Consider the following 23,403-nt stretch of genomic DNA (forward strand, 5'->3'; position numbering starts at 1 on the left):
CATCGATGTGTTCCCACGATTGGAATCGATTACATGCCCGCAGGGCAAGCCTTGAGCGGATGGCTGAAACCTGATCGTGATGAACGCCGCGCCGGTGCCTCCGCCGGACGTGGAGCCGGGCGGTGAGCCGCCGCCGCTGGGCGGGGCTGGGCCCGGGAGTACGGTCCCGGAACGGGGCAGGAGCGGGAGTGCGGTCCCCGTTCCGGTGGGTGACGCCCGGTGACGGGTGCGCTCCGTAGTGTCGGGGGCGTGACCTGGTGGTTCGTCCGCCGTCACCGTCGACTCCCGTTTCCCGTGCCGCCCCCGCGGTGCCGCTGTCCAAGGAGCCTGTCCATGGCCGATCGTCACTTCCTCCACCGCTTCGACTCCTCCGCTCCCACCGGCGACGGCGGGCCGGGGTACGGGCCGGCCCGGTGGGGCCGGCAGGAGGCGGCGATGGCCGGGATCGGCCGTGCGGGCCTGTCCCGGCGGCGGGTGCTGACGGCGGGTGCGCTGGCCGGGGCGACGCTCCTGGGCACCGGTCTGTCGGGGGGCAGGGCCTCGGCCGCGTCCGCGCCGGCGATCTTCTACTCGCCGCACCAGGACGACGAGGTGCTGGGCCTGGCCGGGTCGATCCTGGAGCACAAGGCGGCCGGACGGCCCGTGTACCTGGTGCTGGTGACACTGGGTGAGAACGACGGGCTGGCGAGGCTCATGAACGAGAAGGACCAGAACGGCGACCAGCTGGACTGCGAGCTGCGCGCGATGGACCACTGCATTGCCCGCGGCCCGCACGGGCTGAACTGGCCGACCGGCGCCGCCAGTGACAGCGTGATCGTGCCGGCCCGGACCGCGGAGTTCATGGCCTCGGCCGCCGTCCTCGGCGTCGACAAGGTGATCAACCTGAAGATCTCCGACTCCGCGTGGAACGGGGACGACGCCTTCAAGAAGTTCACCAAGACGGTCAAGTCGAAGATCGCGTCCATCGCGGATCAGTACCCGGGCGCCTCGCACAAGTTCACCGCGGGCTGGCTGGAGGTCAGCGCGACCCACAAGGCGATCTCCGACGCGGCCGTGCAGCTGGCGAGGGAGGGCAAGCTCACCGATGTGCGCTTCAACTTCGTCTACGCCTACGACCACAAGCCGTCCTTGCGCGGCAACGGCGCCGCCTACGTGCTGAACATCCCCGACGCCCACATGAGGACGAAGCGCGACGCCATGGCCTGCTACAACGCCTGGAAGCCGTCCAAGAACTTCTACGCGCTCGGCTACCACAGCGCCTGGCGGAAGCTGGAGCCCGCATCGGCCGACCCGCGCGAGTACGTCTTCGCCCTCCCCAACGGCGACTACCGGTACGGGGACATCGGCCGCAAGGAGGGCGGCTACGACGGCGAGCCGCGGTGGGAATGGTCCTGACGGACCGCCGGCCGGGCCGTCGAGCGCCGCGGCACGCCTTGACTTCGAGAATCCCGAGCACCGCTGGATCCCGCCGCAGCGCTGCCGGAGACCGTCCGCACGGTCTCCGGCAGCGCTGCGGTCGTGGACCGGTACGGCGGGTCCGCTCCGGCTACGTGGGCGAGGGTTTGAGCGCTTGGTGTCCTTGGCGCCGGGTGCCGTCGCCTACGAGGAGGCCCTGCGGCACACGGCCCACCCGGAGGAGATCCAGCGGCCGCACGCCCCGGTCGGCCGCGCCTGACCGTTCCGAACGGTGGCGCGCCGACCGCGTACCGGGGCCGGTGACCGGGTTCAGCGGCCGGGGGCGGTGCGGGGCGGGGTGGGGAGGACGCGGAAGGAGAGGCCCGCCGCGGTGAGGCGGTCGATCAGGGGGCGGCCCATGGCGACCGCCGTGGTGAGTTGGCCGGCCAGCGGGGGCAGGTCGTCGTAGGCGAGGCAGAGGGCGGACTCGGCGAGCATCTTGGCCGTCTCCTGGTAGCCGGGGTCGCCGCCGGTGACCTCGGTGAGGAGGGTGCGGCCGTCCTGGGCCCGGGCGGCGAAGCGGACGGCGAACCAGGAGCGGGCCCGCTGTTCCGGGCCCGGGCCGTCGCCGGGTTTGCGCAGCCGCTCCAGGGCGTGGCGCAGCGCGGGGAGTTGGGCGGCGAGGGCGAGCGCCGCGACGGCGCCGAGGCCGGCGAGGGCGACCGGCAGCCTGCGTACCGCCGCGTAGTGGGCGTAGCCGAAGTCCGGTCCGTACGCGTCCAGTGCGGCGGCCGAGCGGGACACCACCTGGGGGTCGATCGTGGGCAGCGGCACGGCCCAGGCGCGGGCGGCCCGGGAGCGGTGCGGCAGGCCGGCGGGGGTGCGGACCAGCCGCCCCTTCGGTCGGGGCTCGACCGCGCGGCGGGCGCGGGCGGCCCGGGCCATGGCCCGCGGCCGGGAGAGGGCCGTGAGCGCGGAGGCGAAGGTGCCGCCGGAGACGGTGCCGCCGACGCGGACGAAGCCCTCGACGGAGAGCCGGGCCACCGGGCCGCTGCGGCGCACCAGTTCGTCGACGGTGAAGAGCACGCCGAGGTCGTGCGGCACCGAGTCGAAGCCGCAGGCGTGCACCAGCCGGGCGCCGCTGGCCACCGCCCGCTCGTGGTGGCGGAGGTACATCCGGTCGACGAACTCCGGCTCGCCGGTGAGGTCCACGTAGTCGGTGCCGGTGTCCGCGCAGGCCGCTACCAGCGGCTCGCCGTGCCGCAGGTAGGGGCCGACGGTGGAGACCACCACCCGGGCCGAGCCCGCCACCTGGCGCAGCGCCCGGTGGTCGGCGGCGTCGGCCACCAGCAGCGGGAGGTCCGCGCAGCGCGGGTCGATCCGCGTCAGCCGCGCCCGGACGGCGGCGAGCCTGCGCTCGTCCCGCCCGGCGAGGGCCCAGCGGCAGCCCTCGGGCGCGGCCCGGGCCAGGTACTCGGCGGTGAGACCGCCGGTGAACCCGGTGGCGCCGAACAGGACGAGGTCGTACGGGCGGGGCTCGGCCATCAGCGTTCCCTACTCACGGGTAATCGACTGCGCCACGTTAGGAGCCCGACATGGCACTGTCAACGGTCCCGCTCCGAGCACCGGGCCGGAGTCAGAGCACGTCCGCGAGGAACTGCCGCAGGCGCGGGCTGCGCGGTGCGTCGAAGACCGCCCCCGGTGGGCCGGACTCGACCACCACCCCGCCGTCCATGAAGGCGACGGTGTCGGAGACCGAGCGGGCGAAGCCCATCTCGTGGGTGACCACCACCATGGTCATGCCCGCGCGGCCGAGGTCGGCCATCAGGGACAGGACGCCCTTGACGAGTTCCGGGTCCAGGGCCGAGGTCGCCTCGTCGAAGAGCATCACTTGGGGCTCCATGGCCAGCGCGCGGGCGATCGCCACCCGCTGCTGCTGGCCGCCGGACAGCCGGGCGGGCCGGACGTCGGCCTTGTGCCGCAGGCCGACCAGGTCGAGTTGGCGCAGGGCGGTCCCGGTCGCCTCCTCGCGGGAGAGGCCCCGGAGCTTGCGGAGCGGGAGGGTGAGGTTGCGCAGCACGCTCAGGTGCGGGAAGAGGTTGAACTGCTGGAAGACCATGCCGACCTGGCGGCGCAGCAGGTCGGGGTCGCGGTGCAGGACGCTCTCGCCGTCCAGCAGGACGTCGCCGCGGTCGGGCTCCAGCAGGCGGTTGATCGTGCGCAGCAGGGTGGACTTGCCGGAACCGGAGGGACCGATCACGGAGAGGGTGTGTCCCGAGGGGACGTCGAGGTCCACGCCGCGCAGGATCGGGGTGCCGCCCAGGGACAGGTGGAGGTCCCGGGTGGCCAGGCTGACCGGGGAGAACGGCGTGCGGGTGGCGGTGCCGGTGGCCGTCGTGGTGGTGCCAGTGGCCTCGGTGTCGGCGGACTCGGTGGGGCGGTGGTCAGACACGTGCCGCTCCTTCGGGCGCGGGGGCGGGCTCGGGCGAGGGCCGGGCCTCGGAGGGGGAGGGGGCGGCCGGTGCGCCGCGCCCGTGGCGGAGCCGCCGGTCGATCACGTTGACCAGATGCGTCAGCGGCACGGTGAGCAGGAGGTAGAACAGGCCGGCGAGCACCAGCGCGGACTCGTTGCCGGTGGTGGCGGCGGAGTCCTGGCCGATCCGGAAGAGGTCGCGCTGATCGGCCGTCAGGCCGAGGAAGTAGATCAGGCTGGAGTCCTTGATCAGCGAGATGAGCTGGTTCACCCAGGCCGGCAGCACCCGCCGGACGCCGAGCGGGAGGATGATCAGCCGCATCGCCGCCGCGTACGAGAAGCCCAGCGCGCGCGCCGCCTCGAACTGGCCCGCCTCCACGCTCTGGATCCCGGAGCGGAAGATCTCCCCGAAGTAGGCGGCGGCGATCAGGGACAGCGCGAGGACCCCGAGCGGGTACGGGTCCGGCCCCCAGATCTCCATCCCCTGCGGGGCCAGCCCCACGCCGATCAGCAGGATGGTGACCGCGGCCGGAAGACCGCGGAACACGTCGGTGTAGACCCGGGCGGGCCAGCGCAGCCAGCGCGTCCGGGCGATGCCGGCCACTGCCAGCAGCAGCCCCAGGACGGTGCCGATGACGGCCGAAGTCACCGCGAGGATCAGCGTGTTGGGCACGCCGGTGGTGAGCAGGTCGGAGATCGCGGAGCGCATCGATCCCCAGTTGAAGAACGTCTCCGCCAGCGTGCCCAGCTGGTCCACGTCGGCCTCCTTGTCGTCCGGTTCGGGGGTGAGGGGGTGAGGGGCGAGGTCAGGGAGTCGGGGACGCGCCGGCCGGTGCACCCGTGGTCGGGGCCGCCTTGACGGGCGGGTAGGCGACCGAGCCGTTGCCGGGCTTGAAGCCGTCCGGCACCGGGCGTCCCGGGTAGTACTGCTCCTGGAGGCGGGTCCAGGTGCCGTCCGTGATCACCTCGTCCAGGGCCTTGTTCAGCGCGGCGAGCAGTTCGGGGCGGTTCTGGGCGACGGCGAAGGCGGTCGGCGCGGAGCTGAGCTGCTTCTGGGCGAGGACTACCTTGCCGCCGCTGTCCTGGGCGCTCTTCTCGCCGATCTCCGCGGGCGAGATCCAGGCCTCGGCCGTCCCGGCCTTGAGCTGGTTCAGCGCGCCGTTGTAGTCGGGCACGCGCACCGGGTTGAGGTTGTTCTTGGTCGCGTAGTCGTCCTGGACGGTCCCCTGGACGACCACGACGCGCTTGCCCGCCAGCTGGTCGAAGGCGGTGATCGGTGAACCGGCGGGGACGTCCAGGCCGAAGTAGCCGAAGTCGTAGCCGTTGGTGAAGGCCACCGTCTTCTTGCGGGCCTCGGTGACGGTGATGGACGAACTGCCCACGTCGAACTTGTGGTTGGCGACCTGGGACAGCAGCGACGAGAAGTCCGTCGCCGCGAACTCCACCTTGAGGCCGGCCTTGGCGGCGACGGCGGTGAACAGGTCGTTGTCGAAACCGGTGAACTTGCCGTCCTTGAGGTACACGTTCGGCGGCGCGTCCGAGAGGGTGCCGACGCGTATCGTCCCGGGAACGGACAACTGGTACGGATTGTCGGCGGACTTCGCGCCCGAGGAGCTGCCGCCGCAGGCGGTGAGCGAGGCCAGGGAGGCGAGAACGGCGAGAGTGGTGACGAGAACCCGGCGCGGGCCCATGGAGGCTCCAGAGGTGTGGTGGTGAGGGGAGGCGCCGCCGGCCGGCCCGGCCTGGGTTCGGCCCGAGGTCGGTCTGATCCGGTCCGGGACGTACGGGGACCGGGACCGGGGAGGACCGGGGCAGGGCGGACGGCAGCGCACGACCGCACGGATCGAGGCGGTCGCGAAAAGGGCGAGCGGAAGGAAGGAAGTGAAGTGAAGAAAGGGAACGGAGGGACGCGGGCGCCCGGCGTCAGAGCCGGAAGAGGGCGTGCGTCAGCAGCTGGGGCGACAGCTCATCGCCGTCACACGGCGCAGGTCGATGTGCCTGCGCGAAACGAGGTATCCAGCCATGCGGGCACTATGCGTGGTGATCGTCGGCGGAGTCAAATCCTCCGCCGACGCCACGGCCTCACAGTTCGCGGATGACGCGCCTGGTCAGCGCGTACCCGAACGCGCCCGTCAGGCACAGTCCGGTCGTCGCGAACACCCCGCGGGCCCCGAAGGCGTCCACGGCCGCGCCGGCCGCGATCACCGAGAGCGGGAGGACCCCCAGCGCGCAGAAGGTGATCGCCGCCATGACCCGGGCCAGCAGCGCGGGCGGAGTGCCGCGCTGCACGCCGGTGACGACCAGGACGTTGGTCACGGTGCTGGCGCCGCCGGCCAGGAAGAGCAGCAGCACGGCGCCGACCAGGCCGGTGAACGGCACCAGGCCGATCGCCGCACCCATCACCAGGCCGGAGAGCATCGCCGTACGGCCACGCGAGCGCAGTTCGGTGAGGCCGGCCGCGAAGAGGCCGCCGACCAGCGCGCCGCCGGTGAAGGCGGCCAGCAGCAGGCCGAGCCCGACGGCGCCGGCGCCGAAGCCGTGGGTGGCCAGGGTCGGCAGGGCGACCCGGGTGGCGCCGCCCACCGTCAGATTGGCGATCACCGTCACCGTCAGCACCGCGCGCAGCAGCGGCGACTCCCGCAGCAGGGTACGGAAGTTCCTTGGTACGGAGGCGCGTTCGGAGATCGGGCCGGGCGGGGCGACCGGGCTGCCGCGACCGATCAGCAGCAGCGTCGCCGCCGACACGGCGAAGGTCGCCGCGTCCAGGCCCAGCGCGGCGGCCGGGTCCAGCCAGGCGACCAGCGGGCCGGCCAGCGCCGGACCGAGCAGACCGGCGCCGAAGGTGACCGTGCTGTTCAGCGCGTTGCCCGCGTGCAGGTCCGCGGCGGGCAGCAGGGTCGGGGTGATCGCCCAGGCGGCCGGCAGGAACACCCCGGCGCCGAGGCCGACCAGCAGTGCCAGCCCGCCGATCAGCCGGAAGTCCGCCGCCCCGGCGGCCGCGGCCGCGCACAGGCCGGTGGTGGCGAGCAGCCGGCCCAGGTCGGCGGCCAGCATCACCCGCCGGGCGCCGAAGCGGTCGGCGAGCATCCCGCCGAGCGGGGTGGCGGCCAGCCGGCCCGCGCCGTAGGCGGCGACCACCAGGCTCAGTCGGCGGGCGCCGCCGCCGAGGGAGTAGACCAGCAGCGGCAGGGCGACCACCTGGAACGCGTTGCCGAACTCCGAGGTGGCCTGCCCGATCACCAGCAGCCGGAAGCCGCGGGCGCGCAGCGGTGCCAGGCCGAACCGGGGGCGGAACCGCAACGTCCCTGCGGCGTGTGCGGGTTCGGTGCCGCCTGGGCTCGTACGGCCACCCGGTTTCACCTGGCTGCCCGCCTCCGCGCCGCCGGGCCCGTCGCTGCCGCTCGTACCGGTGCCGGTGCCGCTAGCCATCGAGCGACACCGGCAGCGACTCCAGGCCGCGCAGCATGATGGTGTTGCGCCAGGGCAGGGTCTCCTCCGAGGCGGCCAGCTCGATCCGGGTGAAGCGCGACAGCAGCCCGGTGAGCGCGACCTCGCTCTCCAGTCGGCCGAGGAAGGAGCCGAGGCAGCGGTGCAGGCCCTGTCCGAAGGCCAGGTGGCCGGGGTCGCCCCGGTCCAGGACCAGCCGGTCGGGGTCGGTGAAGCGGGCCGGGTCCCGGTTGGCCGCGCCGAGGGAGAGCAGCACCAGTTCGTCCGCCGGGATCTCGACGTCGTCGACCGTCACATCGGCGTTGGTGAACCTCAACGTGGCCATGCTGACCGGGGATTCGTAGCGGAGGAACTCGTCGACGGCGACCGGCATCGACGCCGGGTCGGCGCGCAGCAGGGCGAGCTGGTCGGGGTGGTGGAGCAGCGCCAGGGTGGCGGTGCCGAGCAGGTTGACGGTGGTCTCGTGGCCGCCGATCAGCAGCAGGAAGACCATTGAGAACACCTCCCGCTCGGTGAGTTCGCCGGCGTCCCGGGCCTGCACCAGGTCGGTGAGGATGTCGGCCTTCGGCGACGCCCGCCGGGCCGCCATCAACTCCCGCAGGTAGTCGTTCAGTTCCTCGGTCGCCTGGGCGAAGGACAGGTCGCCGCCCTGGGTGAGGATCGCCGTCGACCAGGTGCGAAAGGCCTGCATGTCCTCCGGGGGGAAGCCGAGCAGCTCGCAGATGACCATGATGGGCAGCGGGAAGGCGAAGTCCGTGATCAGGTCGGCGGTCCCGCGCCCGCGCAGCCCGTCCAGCAGGCCGTCGGCGGTGCGCTCGACCAGCGGCCGCATCTCGTCGACCCGTCGGCGGGTGAAGACGCCCTGGATCAGGCGGCGCAGCCGGGTGTGGTCCGGCGGATCGCTGTTGAGCATGTGGACGACCTCGGAACCGAGCGTCAGCCCGGCGCCGCGTCCGCTCGCGATGGCCTGGCTGCGGCGGACGTCCTGCCCGAAGCGCGGATCCGTCAACGCGGCCCGGACGTCGTGGTAGCGGGTCACCAGGTAGACCGGCAGCCCCTCGCCGAATTCCACGACGGAGACCGCGCCGGCCTCACGGATCCGGGCGAGCGTGGGGTAGGGGGCGCGGATGAAGGCGGCCATCCGGGCTGCGGCGTCGTCGTCGACCGCAGTGGTCATGGATCTCTCTCCTCGGGCTCGGAACTCGTGCGGGCCGGTCGGCCGGTCGGCCGGGCAGCTGGGCGGCCGTGCCGCGGGGAAGGCCGTCAGACCGTCAGCGACGGGAACGGCCAGCGGCGCACCCGCATCGGCAGGAACCAGGCGCGGCCGGCCTGTTCGGCGATCAGACCGGCCTCGGCGAAGTCCCGGCGGACGGCGTCCGGCAGCCGGTCGACCTCGACGCCCTCGGACAGCGCCTCCAGCTGTGCCAGGTGGCCCGGCTCGTCGATGGTGAACAGCTCCAGCGTCCCGAACCGGCGGTCCCGCACCTCGACGAAGCCGGGGCCGCGCCGGAGCACGCACTTGCTCGGGAAGTAGGTGGCGCGCCAGTCGGCGAGCACGTCCGGTGCGCCGCCACCGGTCAACTGCTCGGGCGGGTACAGGTGGTGGAACCGGCGCTGCGCCGCGCAGCCGTCCGGGCAGACCGCCCGCCAGAGCACGGCCAGCCCCTGTCCGGTCGCCTCGCGCAGCAGCATCAGCGCCCGGGCCGAGGCCGCCGGCGCGTCCGCGCACAACCGCACCGGCTCGGTCAGCCGCAGGCAGCGGACCCCGGCCCGGTGCAGTCCGGTGACCTCGGCCTGCGCCGGGCCGGTCAGGGTGCGGCGGCCGAGTGCGAAGCCCGGCAACTCCCGTACGGCGGGGTCGTAGTCGAGCCAGAGCTCGACCTCCGGCGCGGCCTCGCGCCAGGCGGCGGCACCGTCGTGCCGCCCGGTCGGTTCAGCCGATCGCGACGGCATCGGGCACCTCCTCGCTGCGGGTACCGGGACGGGCAGGGGTGTCGGGGCCGGCGGCGCCTTCGGGACCGTGCCGGTGCCGCATCCGCATCAGCACCTGGTTGTCGGACTCGACGGCGACCTGGAGGTAGCCGTCGCCGTCGTGGAACAGCAGGCCCAGCGCGGTGAAGCGCTCCAGCACCGGCTCGACCGCCGCCGCGCCGCCGGGGACCTTGGCGGCCAGCGCGGCGGCCGACCGGGGCCGGTCGAGCAGCCGGAAGACGGCGAGCTCCACGGGATCGGTCAGCTCGACCACCCGCCAGTCGTACCCGGGGCGGGTGTTGACGAGCACGACCCGCGCGCCCGCGTCCCGGTAGCTGAGCCGGCTGTCGGGGAACCGCGCGAGCCAGGTGTCCACCGCCGCGCCCAGCCGCTCCGCGAGGCCGCCGCCGATCCCGCGCGGCGGCGCGCTGAACACGTAGGCCAGCTCGTTGAGTTCGCTCTCCGGGAGGCGGTAGGTCGCGCGGTACTGGAGGGCCGGCCGGGTGATCGCGAAGCCCAGCTCGGGGCGGTCGAAGTACGGGCTGAACCGCTCGATGGCGATCCGGCCCGCCCCGGTCGGCGGGTCGAGGTGGTGCAGCACCGGTAGTTGGCGGATCACCGACTCGTAGTCCTCCGGCTGTTCGCCCGGGAAGCCGTAGAGGTAGTTCCAGGTCACCGAGACCCCGGCGCTCTGCGCGTCCCGCAGCGCGCGGACGTTCTGGCAGCCGGTCACCCCCTTGTCCATGATCCGCAGGACCCGGGTGCTCAGGTTCTCGATGCCGGGCTGCACCTGGGCCGCGCCCGAGTCGCCGAGCAGTTGGAACTGGTGGCGGCGTAGGTTGGCCTTGATCTCGAAGTGCAGCCGCAGGTCGACCGGGAGCTCGGCCAGCGACTTGAGGACGGTGTCGAAGTAGCCCATGTCCAGGATGTTGTCGACCACGTAGACGTCCAGCAGCTGGTGGCGCTCGGCGAGGGTGAGCACCTCGGCGAGGAAGTCGGCCGGCGGCTTGGAGCGGAACGCCATCGAGGACCCGTTGAGCCCGCAGAAGGTGCAGTGGTGCTTCTCGCCCCACCAGCAGCCGCGGGAACCTTCGAGGACCAGCTTGGGGTCGACCCAGCCGGCCGCGACGGAGGTGTCGAGCCGCTCGAAGAAGCCGTCGTAGCGCGGCGTCAGGATCGCGGCGGGCGGCAGCGGCCGCTCGGCCATCGGGTTGGCCGTCGACCTCCCGGCGGCGTCGCGCCAGCACAGGCCGGGGACGGTGGCGGGGTCGTCGCCCGCCAGCAGCGCCGGGAAGGCGGCCTCGCCCTCGCCGCGCACCACGTAGTCCAGGAAGGGGAAGTTGCGGTGCAGCGCGGCGCCCTGCGGACCGTCGCAGTTCGCGCCGCCGAAGACCGTGCGCACCTGCGGGCAGCGCTGCTTGAGCAGTTTCGCGGCGGCGAGGCTGGCCGTGTTCTGCTGGAAGGTGGTGGTGAAGCCGACCAGGTCCGGTGGGTCGGCGGCGAGTTCGTCGACCAGCCTGGTGATGAACGCGGGGGCGAGGGCCCGGACGGACCGGGTCAGGGCGATCTCCTGCGGGCTCGCACCGGCGGCGGCCAGGTACGCGAAGTAGTCGGCGGAGCCGTCGTGGGCGCCGCCGGGATCCTCGTCGTCGTCGCCGTACAGGGCGCCGGCGAAGGCCCAGTCGCCCGCGCCCTGGAAGTACGACTTCTCGGAGAAGTACTGGTAGTCGTCCACGCCGAGGCCGGCGGCCCCGGCGGCCCAGTCCACGAAGTCCAGGTTGGCGTACCGCACTTCGGTCTCGTGCCCGGCCTTGGCGGCGGCCGTGTGCAGGATCCCGAGGGCCAGCGAGGGCACGTCGATCGCACCCCAGGGCATGTGCAGCAGGACGATACGCATGGTGGCCACTTCTGTCGGTCGAGGGCGGTCGCGGGTGGTCGAGGGCGGCCACGGGGACGGTCGGCGGGGTGTCGCTCCGGGGCACCCGCGGGCGCCCCGGAACGACGGTGGGTCACTTGACCTTGGTCTCCGGCTTCGGCTTCGGCTGCCCCTTGAGGGCAGGCGCGACCGCTGCGGCCTTGGTGATGTCGAGCGAGAAGTTCTGGACCACCACGGCGCCCCGGTCACGCTCCGGGGTGCCGATCGGGTCGTTCTGGATGCTGCGTCGCTTCATGGCTGTTCACCTCCTTCCATCGGATCGGTGGGTGCCCCGGGGCGGCCGCCCCGGGGTGTCCGGGGGAGCGGTGCCGGCCAGGCGAGTCCGGCGAAGCGGACCATGGCCTCCAGCACCGATCGGTGGTCGGCGGTCCGGCGGCTGTAGTGGCCGCCGTCCACCCAGAGCAGTTCGTGCGGCACCGCCAGCCGGCGCAGGTCCGCGGCGTACCCGGCGACCTGTTCGGGCGGGCAGCGCTCGTCGGTCCGCGAGGCGACCAGCAGGACGGGCGAGCGGACCCGGTGCACGTACGACCGCGGATCGGCCGCGCGGTAGCGCTCGGGGACCTCGTCCGGGGTCCCGCCGAAGAGCTGGCGGTCGACCTCGCGCAGGGCGGGGGTGGTGGTGCGGTAGGTGGCGGGGTAGTCCGCGATCGGCTGGGCGGCCATGCCGAGCGTCCACAGCTCGGGCTGCGCGCCCAGCGCGAGGAGGGTCAGGTAGCCGCCCCACGAGAATCCGCAGAGGCCGGTGCGGTCCGCGCGCGCCGTACCGTCGGCGACCAGTTCGGCGCGGACGGCGGCCAGGTCCTCGATCTGGGCCAGTCCGACCCGGTGGCCGTAGTCGTGCTGCCAGCCGGGGCCGTAGCCGGTGGAGCCGCGGTAGTTGGTGCGCACCACCGCGTAGCCGTGGCCCACCAGGGCGTTCACCCGGGGGTCGTAGGAGTCCCGGTCGTGGGTGGCGGGGCCGCCGTGGACCAGGAAGAGGGTCGGCCACGGGCCGGGGCCGGCCGGGGTGGTGACGAAGCTGTGGATCCGCCCGTACGGCCGGGGCGTCCACCGTCTGCTGCGGCGGGTGTCGTCGGCGGGCTCCGGGGCGTGGTCCGGGGCGGGGTGGTGCGGTTCCTCGGCGCCCGGGCGCAGGACCAGGGGGCGGGGCGGGGTCGACTCCCGGCTCCAGACGCAGTGCAGGGTGCCGTCCGGGGCGCAGGACAGGTCGTGGATGGTGCCGCCGGGTGTGCCGATCTCCCGGGCGGGCGCGGGCGAGGACGGTTCCACCGGCGGGCCGAGGTCCGCGAGGAGCAGTCGGCTCCGCCCGGCCCGCTCGTGCTGGATCAGCACCCCGTGCGGCCCCCCGTACCAGCCGGCCGAGATCTGCGAGTCGAAGGACAGCTCCGGGTGTCTTCGCAGGCCCGAGGCCGCCCGCCAGGTCGCGACGGAGTACCGCTCGTCCTCCTCGATCACCAGGAGGAGCTCCAGTTCGTGGACGGCGAGGGGGTTGAACTCGATCGGCCAGAGCCGCAGTCGGGAGCTCCCGGCGAGCCGCGTGGCACCCTCCGGTGCGCTGTCCGGTGCACCGGGCGGCGTGCTGTCCGTCGGCCACAGGAGTACCGCGTCGTCACCGTCGGGGCGTCCGGCGAGGGCGAGCAGCCGGCCGTCCGGCGACAGGTCGGCCAGGCCCAGGTACCCCGGCGCCGAACCGATCGGCCGGGCCTCGCCCGCGGGCGGGCCGACGTAGCAGTGCGAGGCGTCGCCGGTCCCCACGGCCACCGCCGCGAGGGCGCCGGTCCGGTCGAAGGCCACGCCGTAGGCCCGGCCGGGCGGCACGCCGTGCAGTGCCGGGCCGCGCGCACCGCCCGTGAACGGCTCGCGCCACCACCGGCCCTCCCCGGCGCCGTCGGTGTCGAACCACCAGATGGCCTCGCCGTCCGGTTCGATCTCGCTCAGGTGGACGCCTTCGGGCCGGTCGGTGACCACCCGGCGCCGGTCCGTCCGCCGGTCCCAGGCGACCGCCTGCCAGCGCTCCTCGACGAGCCGCGTCTCGACCGCGCGGTCGGCCGCCAGGGCGGCGAAGCCGGGTGACTGGAATGCCTGCGTCACGGACCCGGCCCTTTCGGTTCGACGGCGGGAGCGGTGGGAGCGGTGGGAGCGGTGGGACGGAGCGCGCTGAACGTGCCGGAGCCGGCACGCCGGTGTGAAGGCAAGGTGAACCAGTGTGAAGAAACGGTCACTTGCGGAGGATCGCGGCCACTCTAGGAGGGTGTCGCGGTCACGACCAGACCTTTCGCACAGATGGCCGAAACGCAGCTGAGATGAATCCGTCGGCCGCCCGCATGCCGGTCCGCGCCGACCCCGGCGGTGGGGGCGGTCCCGGGTGGATGCGAAGGTGGGCGGCGTGAACGAGACGATCATGGCAGCCGCCCGCGAACGGGCCGCCGGACACCGGCGCCGCTTCGACCTCCGCTTCGAGGCCTACTTCGACGCCCTGCCGCAGCGCCTCGACACCCCGCCGCTCAGCCGCTTCACCCCGCGCTGCCTGGAGCTGCTGCGCGAGCTCTCGCTGCGCGGCGGCAAGCGCCTGCGGGTCGCGCTGCTGTACGAGGCCGCGCGACTCGTGACCACCGACCCGGTGCCCGGCCTGGCCGAGGCCGCGCTGAGCATCGAACTGCTCCAGACGCACGGGCTCGTCCACGACGACATCATCGACGACGCGGCCGTACGCCGCGGCGGACCCTCCACCTACTACGCCTACCGCCGGGAGTTCCCGGACTCCGAGCGGACCGCGCTCGGCCTGGCCGTCCTGGCCGGGGACCTCGCCGCCTTCCTCGCGATGCGGGTCCTGCTGGAGGCGGACGTACCCGCCGAGCTGCGCCAGGCGCTGCTGGAGGTCCAGTTGAACGCGGGTGCCGAGACGGTCGCCGGCCAGATCGTGGACCTCGAACGCGACTTCCGGCCGCTCCCGGACGAGGAGTTCCTGCACACCGTCTGCGAGTACAAGTCCACCCGGTACTCCGTGCTAGCCCCGCTGCGGCTGGGGCTGCTGGCCGCCGGCGAGGACGTGGCCCGCCACGACGCGCGGCTGCGCCGGTACGCGACCCTGGTCGGCATCGGCGGCCAGCTGCGCGACGACTACCTCGACCTGTTCGGGGAGGAGGACGCCACTGGCAAGTCGACCGGCGCGGACCTCCGTGCGGGGCGCCGCAGTTACGCGGTGACCGCCCTGCTCGCCGCGGCGGACGAGGGGCAGCGGGCCGTGGTGGAGTCCGCGCTCGGCGACCCGCAGTGCCCGGCCGCCACGGTCGAGCGGGTCCGCGAACTGGCCCGGCTGCTGGGCGTGGACGGGAAGCTCCGCGCCGACATGCGCCGCTGCGCGGAGGCGGCCCGTAGGGAAGCCCAGGGTTGGCGGCCGTACTGGCGGGAGGAGGCGGTGGCCTTCTTCGAGGGCCTGCCGCTGTCGAACGTGATCGCGGGAACGTGATCGCGGGAACGTGATCGCGGGAACGTCATCCCGCAGGCGTGATCAGAACACCCCCGGAACCCCCGGGAGCCCGGGCCCACCGGCCTCGCCCGCCGTCCAGTCCCAGTCCGCGACGGCGTCGCGCAGCAGCCGGGCGGCGGTGGGCAGGCGTCCGCCGCGGGGCCAGTGCAGGGTGAGGGCGCGGCGGCAGTCGGGGCTGTCGACGTCGACCCACGCCAGCGGGAGGCGGGTAGCGGTGCGCCGGGCGAGGGCGGGCACCAGGCCGATGCCCAGGCCCGCGCTGATCAGTTCGGCGATGGCGCCGGCCTCGTCGCCCTCGCAGACGATCCGGGGCACCAGGCCCTGTCCGGCGAACAGGCGGTCCAGCAGCCGGCGCTGCCAGTGCCCGGGGCGGGCGGCGATGAAGGGCTGGTCGGCGAGTTCCTCGACGCCCACCGCGGCGCGTCCGGCCAGGGGGTGGCCGAGCGGCACGGCCAGTCCCACCTCCTCGTCGAGGAGCCGGACCGACTCCAGGCCCTCGACGGCGATCGGCTGGGAGGCGACGGCCAGGTCGACGTCCTGGGCCCGCAGCTGCCGGGCCATCTCGACGGCGGTCAGCTGGTGCAGTTCGATCTCCACGCCGGGGTGCGCGCGTTTGAACGCCGCCAGCGGGCCGCTGAAGGCCAGGAAGGTCTCCGAGGCGAGCCGGACCGTGCCCAGCCCCTCCCCGGTCGCCTCGGCCACGGCCCGCCGGCCCGCCTCCAGTTCGCCGAGGGCGCGCTCGACGTAGCCGCGGAACAGGTGGCCGGCCTCGTTCAGCCGCAGCCGCCCGCCCCGTTCGAACAGCGGTGTGCCCAGTTCGGCCTCCAGCAGCGACCGAGCGGCTCAACGACGGCTGGGCGACGCGCAGTTCCCGTGCCGCCCGGCTCAGGTGCTCCAGCCGCGCCACCGCCAGGAACTGGGTGAGCGTGTGCAGGTCCACCGGTGGATCCCCCCTGAGCCGGACGCGCGTTGATCGCTCGTCTACCGGGGGATCCTACGGTCGGCGCGTTCGACCCGTTCCGTACCGCTCAGAAGGATTCCCATGATCGACCCGGCCGCGCCGTCGCGCGGTGACACCCCCTGGATCGGCGACGATCCGCGCTTCGCCCTCCTGCGCGCCAGGTACCGCAGGTTCGTCTTCCCGGTGACGGCGGCGTTCCTGCTCTGGTTCCTGGCGTACGTGCTCTGCTCGGCCTACGCCCGCGGCTTCATGGCGGCCGAGGTCGTCGGGAACATCAACGTGGCGCTGGTCTTCGGGCTGCTCCAGTTCGCTTCCACCTTCGGCATCGCCCTGGCCTACGGCCGGTTCGCCGCCCGGCGCCTGGACCCGCTGGCCGAGGAGCTGCGCCGGACGGCGGCCGCCCGGGCCGGCGACGAGCACGAGCCGACGGGGAGCCTGGCATGACACAGCACCTTCCCCTCGCCGCTGCCGCCCCCACCGCCACCACCACCACGGCGCAGGAGGCCTCGCACCAGGGCCTGACCGTCGGCCTGTTCGTCGCCCTGGTGGCGGTGACCCTGGTGATCACCCTCTGGGCGCGGCGGAGCACCCGGGGCACCGGCGGCTTCTACACCGGCGGCGGCCAGTTCTCCGCGCTGCAGAACGGCATCGCGATCTCGGGCGACTACCTGTCCGCGGCGTCCTTCCTCGGCATCGCGGGGATCATCGCGCTCTCCGGGTACGACGGCTTCCTCTACTCCATCGGCTTCCTGGTGGCCTGGCTGGTCGCGCTGCTGATGGTGGCCGAACTGCTGCGCAACACCGGCCGGTTCACCATGGCGGACGTGCTGGCGGCGCGGCTGCGCAGCGGGCCGATGCGGACCGCGGCCGGGGTGTCGACCATCGTGGTGTCGATCTTCTACCTGATCGCGCAGATGGTCGGCGCGGCGACGATCGTCGGCCAGCTGCTCGACGTCAAGGGCGCCTCCGCGCAGATCTGGACCATCGTCGGGGTCGGCGCCCTGATGATCGTCTACGTCGTGGTCGGCGGGATGAAGGGCACCACCTGGGTGCAGATCGTCAAGGCCGGGCTGCTGATCGCCGGCGCGGCCGTGATGACCGTGTGGGTGCTGGCGAAGTACGGCTTCGACCTCGGCCACCTGCTGGGGGACGCCGCCTCGGCGTCGAAGAAGGGCGAGGCGTTCCTGCGGCCCGGCCTCAAGTACGGGGCGACGGACGGCTGGTCGAAGCTCGACCTGGTCAGCCTCGGCGTGGCCCTGGTGCTGGGCACCGCGGCGCTGCCGCACGTGCTGGTGCGCTTCTACACCGTGCCGACCGGCCGCGACGCGCGGAAGTCGGTGAACTGGGCGATCGGCATCATCGGGGTCTTCTACCTGATGACCCTGGTGCTCGGCTTCGGCGCGGCCGCGCTGGTCGGCACGGCGACGATCAAGGCGAAGGACCCGTCCGGCAACACCGCCGCCACCCTGCTGGCCGAGCACCTCGGCGGGGGCGCGGGCACCACCGGGGGCTCCCTGATGCTGGCGTTCATCGCGGCGGTGGCCTTCGCCACCATCCTCGCGGTGGTCGCCGGGCTCACCCTGACCTCCTCGTCCTCCTTCGCCCATGACCTGTACGCCAGCGTGATCCGCAAGGGCCGGGCCACCGAACGGCAGGAACTGGTCACCGCGAAGGTCGCCGCCGTGGTGATCGGCGCGGTCGCGGCCGCCCTGTCGATCGTCGCCAGGGACCTCAACGTGGCGTTCCTGGTGGCCCTGGCCTTCGCCATCGCCGCCTCGGCCAACCTGCCGGCGATCCTGCTGACCCTGTTCTGGAGGCGCTTCACCACCTTCGGCGCCAAGTGCGGCATCTACGCGGGGCTGGTCGCCTCGATCGGTCTGGTGCTGCTCTCGCCGATCTGCTGGGGCGGCGCGAGCAGCACCGTCCCCGCCGTGAAGCTGACGGCCGCCCAGGCGAAGGACTGCGGGGTGGACGCCGGGGACCAGCGGGTCGGCAACGCCACGGCGCTGATCTCCTGCACCGCCGCGGCGCCGGTGCCCCTGCAGAACCCGGGCGTCCTCTCCATCCCGATCGGGTTCGCGGCCGCCGTCCTCGGCTCGCTGGCCGGCGGTCGCCGCCGCCGGGACGAGGACGCGGACGGGCGCGGCTTCGCCGAGCTGGAGGTCCGTGCGCTCACCGGGGTGGGGAGGTAGCCGTGGCCACCGGATCCAACCTCGACGAGTTCCTCGCCGACCTCGCGCGCTACGCCGCCGCCGACGTGCTGACCGCGGAGCTCACCGCGGACACCCTGCGCAAGTACCTGCGCGCCGGGCTGATCGTCCCCGAGGACCTGTGCGCCGGTGACACCGGGGGCTACAGCCAGCGGCTGCTGCACGCCGAACGCACCCACTCCGTGGTAGCCCTGACCTGGCTGCCCGGGCAGTCGACCCCGATCCACGACCACGTCGCCTGGTGCGTGTCGGGCGTGCTGGAGGGCGTCGAGGTGGACGAGGCCTTCCGGCTGTGGCGGCTCCCCAGGTCCGGCCGCAAGGTGCTGGCGCCGTACGCCCGGACGACCTGCTCGCCCGGCCGGGTGCAGTTCCTGGTGCCGCCCGACGAGGACATCCACCGGGTGTCCAACGCCGGTACCGGGCGCGCGGTCTCCCTGCACGTCTACGGCACGGACATCTCGCAGAACCTGGGCACCTCGATCAACCGGGTGTTCGGACAGGAGGTCGTGGACCGTCCACCGGACGGGGCCCGGCTGGTGAGTTGGCGGAGCCCGGAGGTCCTCGCCCCCTGATCCCTGAGCCACCCCTGACCCACCCCGTGCCCGTGCGCCGGTGGCCGTCCACTCCGGACGGCCCCGGCGCTCGCCGTTCACCACCCTGGTGCATCATGTCCGTGATCATGCGGGGGGTGTGATGGCGTTGTTCGCGCCGAAGTGTCCGGTGGAGCCGGACGAACGGGTCTGGATCGAGGAGTCGATGGCCTGGCTGGCGGCCGAGTTCGGCCGCGGGGTGCTGGACCGTGCCCCGGTGCTGCCGACGGCGGACTTCTTCCCCGGGCCGTACCGGGGGTCCGCGGAGGACATCCGGGGGGTGATCGCCCAGATCTGCGGCTACCTGGACGTGCCGCCCAACCGGCTGACCATCGAGATCGAGCCGGACGACGGCGAGCAGGCGATGGTCGACCAACTCCGGCTCAACCACAGCTCCCGCTCCGCCGCCGGGCACTACCGGCGGGAGAACGGGCGCCCGGTGATCGCCGTCGATCAGCGCCAGGCCGCCCGTCCCGTCGCCCTGGTCGCCACGGTCGCCCACGAGTTGGGCCACGTCCGGCTCCTGGACGAGCAGCGGATCTCCCGGGACCGGCGCGACCACGAACCGCTCACCGACCTGCTGACGGTGCACTTCGGCCTCGGCGTCTTCACCGCCAACTCCGCCTTCGAGTTCCGCCGGAGCGACCGCGGCTGGTCGTCCTCGCGGCTCGGCTACCTGTCCGAGCGGATGCTCGGCTACGCGCTGGCCTGCTACGCCCACCGGCGCGGCGAGACCGGGCCCGACTGGGCCCGGCACCTGACCACCAACCCGCGGGCCTACCTCAAGCAGGGCCTGCGCTACCTGGCGCGGAACCCGCCCAGCGCGTGACGGGGGCGTGCTCCGGCCGGGCCCGACGGCCGCTCCGGGAGTCCGGCCACTTCGCCAGTCCGGCCACTCCGCGAGTCCGGCTACTCCGGGAGTTCCACCGAGAGGGCGTGCCGGAACACGTTGCGCGGGTCCCAGCGGGCCTTGGCCCGTTGCAGGCGCGGGTAGCCGCCCTGGTAGTAGAGGGTGTGCCAGGGGACTCCGGAGGTGTTCCAGGCCGGGTCGGCGAGGTCGGCGTCCGGGTAGTTGATGTACGAGCCGTCGCTCACCGCGCCGGGGACGGGCACGCCGCCGGTGTCCCGGTAGACCTCGCGGTAGAGCGCGCGCACCCAGGACAGGTGGGCGTCGTCGTCCTTCTCCTCGGCCCAGACGCTGTGGTAGACGGCCTTCATCACCACGTCGCGCTGGGCCACCGCGGTGGCGCCCGGCTCCACCGCGCGGACCTGGCCGCCGTAGCCGACCACCAGCATGCCGCACCCGGAAGTGCCGGTGTCATTGGTCAAGTGGCGGTAGACCGTTGAGAGTTGGTCGTCGGTGAAGGAGCGTCTGAGGTAGCCGGCCTTTCCCTTGTAGCGGCGGGTGACGATGTCGCCGGCCTCGCCGTTGCCCGGCCAGGTCATCGGGTAGAGCCAGGGGACGGTCGCGCTGCCGCCGCCGAGGTCCAGGCCGGTGCCGGCGTTCACCTGGCCGACGAAGTCCTTGACCAGGTCGGCCGCGCCGGGGAGCCCGGCGTCGATCTGGACCACCATGGAGAACTTGGCCGCCGAGCGGTGGGTGAGTTCCAGGACGGCGTACAGGCCCGCCTCGGGCGCGCCAGGATCGCTGTGGCGTTCGTGCCAGGTGCAGAAGTTGCGCAGCAGGGTGGTGAACGCCCGCTCGGTGGTGCGCTCCTCGTCCCAGGTCCACTCCACCAGCGCCTCCAGCATCTCGGCGGGCGCCGGTGGCAGCAGGCGGCACGGGTCGGGCGCCGCCGCGCGGGCCTCGGCGTCGGCCCGCGGCGAGCGCAGCCAGTACCGGGTGACCACGCCGAAGTTGCCGCCGCCCCCGCCGGTGTGCGCCCACCACAGTTCGCGGTTCGGGTCGTCCGGCTCGCGGGTGGCCACCACGGCGCGGGCGGTGCCGTCGCGGTCGACGACCACCACCTCGACGCCGTACAGGTGGTCCACCACCGAGCCGTAGCGCCGGGAGAGCGGCCCGTACCCGCCGCCGACCAGGTGCCCGCCGGCGCCGACCTCCGGGCAGCCGCCGGCCGGCACGGTGACGCCCCAGCCCTTGAACAGCGTCCGGTACACCCGGCCCAGGGTGGCCCCCGGCTGCACCTCGAAGGCCCGGTGCACGGGGTCGTAGCCCACCGCGTCCAGGGGTGAGAGGTCCAGCAGCAGCCGGATCGCCGGGTCGGCGGTGAAGTCCTCGAAGCAGTGGCCGCCGCTGCGCACGCCGATCCGCCGGCCGTCGCGGACCGCGTCCTGGACGGCCTGCACCACCTGCTCGGTGCTGCCGACCACCCGGATCTCCTCCGGGCGGCCGACGAAGCGCTGGTTGTCGCCCTTCACCAGGCTCTCGTAGCGCGGGTCGCCGGGGTGCACGGCGGCCGGGCCGAAGGGTGTCGGGCCCCGGCGTGCGGCCGCCTCCGCGGCCGCCTCCGCCGGTTCTGCCGCGGCCTCCGTCGCCCCGGCGCCGGTGGCGGCCGCCCCGGCGAGTCCGGCGGCCAGGCCCCCGGCCGTGGTGAGCAGGGTGCGGCGGGTCGGCCGCGCGGCAGGTTCCTCACTGTGACTCATCGTCAGCCCCCGTACGGTGAAGCCGGATTGCCCCACGGGCAGGTCGTCCCCTCAGCATGCCCGTACCCACCGGCCCGTGCCCAGGGGTGTGGCCGGACGGCCGGAAGTGGCGCCTGCGGGCCCGCCCGGCCCCCGGTCCGGGGCGGCCCGCCGGGGCTCGCCGGGGGTGCGTCGCAGGTACGTCGGCACAGGTCACGGCAGGGGTCCGGGGTGTCCGGCAACCCCCTGCCGGGCACCGGTAGTTGGGGATGATTTCAAATCTCGAGCACCTGTTTCACACATCCCCCTCATCGGGCGCCCCGGATGCTCTACATTGATTTTCGTGCCGCACGATCGGGCGTGAGGGGTGACACGTGATGATCTACGGATCGGTCGTTGCGGACCGCCGGTAGTCGCGTTTTCCGGCGGCGGGCGGGGGGTGTCCCATTCTCGACGCCCGAGCAGAGGTTCTGAGTGTGGAGAGCAACCGTCGACGTTTTTCCGCGCACTCCGGGAATTCGGCAGGACGTACCGGTCTGCCGGTGCCCGGTGGGAAGTCCGCGTAGCGCCGCAATGGCGGATCCGCCATTTCCGGCGGCGTTGCCGTGCGCGGCCAGGAACGGCGCGACACGGGAGGCAGGGCCTCCCGGGGGGAGGAATCAGGTGCGGGAGGCAGCCGCCTCCCGGGGGGAGGAACCGTGTGGAGCGAGCACGTCGAACCCACTGACGGCCTGGCGGGGGCGGGAGCAGGAGCGGTCGAGCAGAAGGAGGGGGAATTAGTCGGCCGGTTCGCGCCGACCCGGGTGAGCCATCCGGGGAGCGGGAAATTCGGCCGGCCCGAGCGCGATTGGGAGCAGCAGTACCGCCGTACCGTGATCATCAGCGATACGGTGGCCACCGCCTTCGTGGTGGCGGCCATCGGCGGCTTCTTCGGGGTCCGGGACGCGGCCAACTGGCACGAGAAATGGGGAATTCTGGCCTTCGGCACCGAACTGTTGGTGCTGGGGGCGCTCGGGACGACCCGGGCGTGGGCACCGGCGGTTCTCGGCCAGGGGGCGGAGGAATTCCGCCGACTCGGCCGTTCGCTGTTCACGGCCGCCGTCGTCCTGGCGCTCGGCGGGATCGCCCTCTCCTCGCACAACATCAGGCTCTGGATCTTCGTCGCGATCCCGGCGATCACGGTCGTCACCATGACGGAGCGCTACCTGCTGCGGCTGTGGCTGCACGAGCAGCGCAACCGGGGGCGGTGCCTGCGTCCGGTGCTCGCCGCCGGGAGCCCGGCCACCGTGCGCGACCTGATCGCCCGGACCCGCAAGTTCCCGCACCTGGGCTGGCGGGTGGAGGCGGTCTGCACGCCGTACGCGCTGGGCCCCGACGGCGACCGGCTGGACGGCGTGCCGGTGGTCGGCCGGCTGGCGGACGTCGCCAACCACGTCCGGCGGGACGGCTACCGGGTGGTCGCGATCACGCCGGACCCGCACTGGTCGCCGGACCGGCTGCAACGGCTGGCCTGGAACCTGGAGGGCGGCGACGCCGAGATGGTGGTGGCGCCGGTGCTGATGGAGGTGGCCGGACCGCGGCTGCACGTCGACGCGGTGCTCGGCATCCCGATGCTGCGGGTCAGCATGCCCGCCTTCACCGGCGGGCCCCGGGCGGTCAAGGCGGTCGTCGACCGGCTGGGCGCCGCGGTCCTGCTGGTGCTGCTCTCGCCGCTGATGCTGTGCGTCGGACTGCTCGTCGCGCTGGACAGCCGCGGCGGGGTGCTCTACCGGCAGCACCGGGTCGGCAAGGACGGCCGCCAGTTCACCCTGGTCAAGTTCCGCACCATGGTGGCCGGGGCCGACCGGGCCAAGGCCGGGCTGGCCGACCGCAACGAGGGCGCCGGCCTGCTGTTCAAGCTCCGCCGGGACCCCCGGGTGACCAGGGTCGGCGGAGTGCTGCGCCGGTACTCGCTGGACGAGCTGCCGCAGCTGCTCAACGTGCTGGCCGGCTCGATGTCGCTGGTCGGCCCGCGCCCGCCGCTGCCGGAGGAGTCCGCCGCGTACGGCCCGGACATCCGGCGGCGACTGCTCGTCAAGCCCGGGCTCACCGGCCTGTGGCAGATCAGCGGGCGCAGCGACCTGCCCTGGGAGGAGGCGGTCCGACTGGACCTGCGGTACGTGGAGGACTGGTCGCTCGCCCTGGACACGGTGATCCTCTGGAAGACGCTGCGTGCGGTGCTCCAGGGGCAGGGGGCGTACTGATGGCCATTGCTGGGGGGCGGCGTCGCGACGACGCGCGGCCGGGCGCCGCGGAGGGGGCGCCCCGGGGGGGGCCCGGGTGGTGTTGGTCAGCGAGAGCGGGCGCG

19 protein-coding genes and 1 pseudogene are annotated in these 23,403 nt (G+C 73.6%); 7 read left to right on the forward strand and 13 right to left on the reverse strand.

Going from position 1 to position 23,403, the window contains the following annotated elements; translation table 11 throughout:
• The first annotated feature begins 333 nt into the window (after window positions 1-333).
• A complete protein-coding gene (locus ACFXOZ_RS01700) occupies window positions 334-1,395 on the forward strand; it encodes a PIG-L deacetylase family protein (RefSeq protein WP_380586475.1) in 1,062 nt (353 codons plus the stop codon).
• A gap of 330 nt (window positions 1,396-1,725) precedes the next feature.
• Here the strand turns inward: ACFXOZ_RS01700 and ACFXOZ_RS01705 are convergent, their stop codons facing one another.
• The 10 genes from ACFXOZ_RS01705 to ACFXOZ_RS01750 all read right to left on the reverse strand — a co-directional run bounded on the left by ACFXOZ_RS01705 (window position 1,726) and on the right by ACFXOZ_RS01750 (window position 13,313).
• Complete coding sequence (locus ACFXOZ_RS01705) at window positions 1,726-2,940, reverse strand: saccharopine dehydrogenase family protein (RefSeq protein WP_380586479.1); 1,215 nt, start codon at window positions 2,938-2,940, stop codon at window positions 1,726-1,728.
• 91 nt (window positions 2,941-3,031) lie between these two features.
• A complete protein-coding gene (locus ACFXOZ_RS01710; protein WP_380586482.1) occupies window positions 3,032-3,847 on the reverse strand; it encodes an amino acid ABC transporter ATP-binding protein in 816 nt (271 codons plus the stop codon).
• On the reverse strand, window positions 3,840-4,625 hold the full coding sequence (locus ACFXOZ_RS01715) for an amino acid ABC transporter permease (RefSeq protein ID WP_380586485.1): 786 nt from the start codon (window positions 4,623-4,625) through the stop codon (window positions 3,840-3,842). Before ACFXOZ_RS01715 ends, ACFXOZ_RS01710 begins: the two co-directional genes overlap by 8 nt.
• Before the next feature lie 49 nt (window positions 4,626-4,674).
• A complete protein-coding gene (locus ACFXOZ_RS01720) occupies window positions 4,675-5,559 on the reverse strand; it encodes an ABC transporter substrate-binding protein (protein WP_380524997.1) in 885 nt (294 codons plus the stop codon).
• A gap of 391 nt (window positions 5,560-5,950) precedes the next feature.
• Complete coding sequence (locus ACFXOZ_RS01725) at window positions 5,951-7,297, reverse strand: MFS transporter (RefSeq protein ID WP_380586488.1); 1,347 nt, start codon at window positions 7,295-7,297, stop codon at window positions 5,951-5,953.
• Complete coding sequence (locus ACFXOZ_RS01730; RefSeq protein WP_380586491.1) at window positions 7,290-8,492, reverse strand: cytochrome P450; 1,203 nt, start codon at window positions 8,490-8,492, stop codon at window positions 7,290-7,292. Before ACFXOZ_RS01730 ends, ACFXOZ_RS01725 begins: the two co-directional genes overlap by 8 nt.
• A gap of 86 nt (window positions 8,493-8,578) precedes the next feature.
• Complete coding sequence (locus ACFXOZ_RS01735; RefSeq protein ID WP_380586494.1) at window positions 8,579-9,268, reverse strand: DUF5825 family protein; 690 nt, start codon at window positions 9,266-9,268, stop codon at window positions 8,579-8,581.
• Complete coding sequence (locus ACFXOZ_RS01740) at window positions 9,249-11,183, reverse strand: RiPP maturation radical SAM C-methyltransferase (protein WP_380586497.1); 1,935 nt, start codon at window positions 11,181-11,183, stop codon at window positions 9,249-9,251. Before ACFXOZ_RS01740 ends, ACFXOZ_RS01735 begins: the two co-directional genes overlap by 20 nt.
• A 112-nt stretch (window positions 11,184-11,295) precedes the next feature.
• Window positions 11,296-11,457, reverse strand: coding sequence for a hypothetical protein (locus ACFXOZ_RS01745; RefSeq protein ID WP_380409779.1), 162 nt, complete (start codon window positions 11,455-11,457; stop codon window positions 11,296-11,298).
• Window positions 11,454-13,313 (reverse strand): alpha/beta hydrolase family protein, encoded by a 1,860-nt coding sequence (locus ACFXOZ_RS01750; RefSeq protein ID WP_380586500.1) that lies wholly within the window; start codon window positions 13,311-13,313, stop codon window positions 11,454-11,456. Before ACFXOZ_RS01750 ends, ACFXOZ_RS01745 begins: the two co-directional genes overlap by 4 nt.
• 310 nt (window positions 13,314-13,623) lie before the next feature.
• Between ACFXOZ_RS01750 and ACFXOZ_RS01755 the strand changes: the two genes are divergently transcribed.
• Entirely contained in the window at window positions 13,624-14,691 is a 1,068-nt protein-coding gene (locus tag ACFXOZ_RS01755; RefSeq protein WP_380586533.1) for a polyprenyl synthetase family protein, read from the forward strand.
• A gap of 42 nt (window positions 14,692-14,733) precedes the next feature.
• Here the strand turns inward: ACFXOZ_RS01755 and ACFXOZ_RS01760 are convergent, their stop codons facing one another.
• Window positions 14,734-15,414: a LysR family transcriptional regulator substrate-binding protein gene (locus tag ACFXOZ_RS01760; RefSeq protein ID WP_380586503.1), complete on the reverse strand. Its 681-nt coding sequence runs from the start codon at window positions 15,412-15,414 to the stop codon at window positions 14,734-14,736.
• A gap of 175 nt (window positions 15,415-15,589) precedes the next feature.
• Window positions 15,590-15,652 (reverse strand): annotated as a pseudogene (locus tag ACFXOZ_RS01765) (hypothetical protein); the annotation flags it as partial.
• A 102-nt stretch (window positions 15,653-15,754) separates the two neighbouring features.
• Between ACFXOZ_RS01765 and ACFXOZ_RS01770 the strand changes: the two are divergent.
• The 4 genes from ACFXOZ_RS01770 to ACFXOZ_RS01785 all read left to right on the forward strand — a co-directional run bounded on the left by ACFXOZ_RS01770 (window position 15,755) and on the right by ACFXOZ_RS01785 (window position 19,302).
• Window positions 15,755-16,117, forward strand: coding sequence for a DUF485 domain-containing protein (locus ACFXOZ_RS01770; RefSeq protein WP_380586506.1), 363 nt, complete (start codon window positions 15,755-15,757; stop codon window positions 16,115-16,117).
• Window positions 16,114-17,865 (forward strand): cation acetate symporter, encoded by a 1,752-nt coding sequence (locus tag ACFXOZ_RS01775; RefSeq protein ID WP_380586509.1) that lies wholly within the window; start codon window positions 16,114-16,116, stop codon window positions 17,863-17,865. Before ACFXOZ_RS01770 ends, ACFXOZ_RS01775 begins: the two co-directional genes overlap by 4 nt.
• A 2-nt stretch (window positions 17,866-17,867) precedes the next feature.
• Window positions 17,868-18,455, forward strand: a complete 588-nt coding sequence (locus ACFXOZ_RS01780; protein WP_380525008.1) for a cysteine dioxygenase — start codon at window positions 17,868-17,870, stop codon at window positions 18,453-18,455.
• 121 nt (window positions 18,456-18,576) lie between these two features.
• Window positions 18,577-19,302, forward strand: coding sequence for a hypothetical protein (locus ACFXOZ_RS01785; protein WP_380586512.1), 726 nt, complete (start codon window positions 18,577-18,579; stop codon window positions 19,300-19,302).
• 80 nt (window positions 19,303-19,382) lie between these two features.
• Here the strand turns inward: ACFXOZ_RS01785 and ACFXOZ_RS01790 are convergent, their stop codons facing one another.
• Window positions 19,383-21,077 carry an FAD-binding oxidoreductase gene (locus ACFXOZ_RS01790; RefSeq protein WP_380586515.1) on the reverse strand — a complete coding sequence of 565 codons (1,695 nt, stop codon included), beginning with the start codon at window positions 21,075-21,077 and terminating at the stop codon, window positions 19,383-19,385.
• Between the two features lie 782 nt (window positions 21,078-21,859).
• Here ACFXOZ_RS01790 and ACFXOZ_RS01795 point away from each other — a divergent pair.
• The gene (locus tag ACFXOZ_RS01795) at window positions 21,860-23,299 is read left to right on the forward strand and encodes a sugar transferase (protein WP_380525012.1); all 1,440 of its coding nucleotides are present in this window, start codon (window positions 21,860-21,862) and stop codon (window positions 23,297-23,299) included.
• The last annotated feature ends 104 nt before the right edge of the window (window positions 23,300-23,403 follow it).

It is taken from the genome of Kitasatospora sp. NPDC059160 (genome assembly GCF_042755465.1).
Classification (GTDB): domain Bacteria; phylum Actinomycetota; class Actinomycetes; order Streptomycetales; family Streptomycetaceae; genus Kitasatospora.

Excerpts from the sequence above, each read along its gene's own strand:
- ACFXOZ_RS01700 (WP_380586475.1), top strand. The coding sequence starts at position 334 with ATGGCCGATCGTCACTTCCTCCACCGCTTCGACTCCTCCGCTCCCACC.
- ACFXOZ_RS01755 (WP_380586533.1), top strand. The coding sequence starts at position 13,624 with ATGGCAGCCGCCCGCGAACGGGCCGCCGGACACCGGCGCCGCTTCGAC.
- ACFXOZ_RS01745 (WP_380409779.1), bottom strand. The coding sequence starts at position 11,457 with ATGAAGCGACGCAGCATCCAGAACGACCCGATCGGCACCCCGGAGCGT.
- ACFXOZ_RS01725 (WP_380586488.1), bottom strand. The coding sequence starts at position 7,297 with ATGGCTAGCGGCACCGGCACCGGTACGAGCGGCAGCGACGGGCCCGGC.
- ACFXOZ_RS01730 (WP_380586491.1), bottom strand. The coding sequence starts at position 8,492 with ATGACCACTGCGGTCGACGACGACGCCGCAGCCCGGATGGCCGCCTTC.
- ACFXOZ_RS01790 (WP_380586515.1), bottom strand. The coding sequence starts at position 21,077 with ATGAGTCACAGTGAGGAACCTGCCGCGCGGCCGACCCGCCGCACCCTG.
- ACFXOZ_RS01740 (WP_380586497.1), bottom strand. The coding sequence starts at position 11,183 with ATGCGTATCGTCCTGCTGCACATGCCCTGGGGTGCGATCGACGTGCCC.
- ACFXOZ_RS01735 (WP_380586494.1), bottom strand. The coding sequence starts at position 9,268 with ATGCCGTCGCGATCGGCTGAACCGACCGGGCGGCACGACGGTGCCGCC.
- ACFXOZ_RS01705 (WP_380586479.1), bottom strand. The coding sequence starts at position 2,940 with ATGGCCGAGCCCCGCCCGTACGACCTCGTCCTGTTCGGCGCCACCGGG.
- ACFXOZ_RS01770 (WP_380586506.1), top strand. The coding sequence starts at position 15,755 with ATGATCGACCCGGCCGCGCCGTCGCGCGGTGACACCCCCTGGATCGGC.
- ACFXOZ_RS01720 (WP_380524997.1), bottom strand. The coding sequence starts at position 5,559 with ATGGGCCCGCGCCGGGTTCTCGTCACCACTCTCGCCGTTCTCGCCTCC.
- ACFXOZ_RS01775 (WP_380586509.1), top strand. The coding sequence starts at position 16,114 with ATGACACAGCACCTTCCCCTCGCCGCTGCCGCCCCCACCGCCACCACC.
- ACFXOZ_RS01785 (WP_380586512.1), top strand. The coding sequence starts at position 18,577 with ATGGCGTTGTTCGCGCCGAAGTGTCCGGTGGAGCCGGACGAACGGGTC.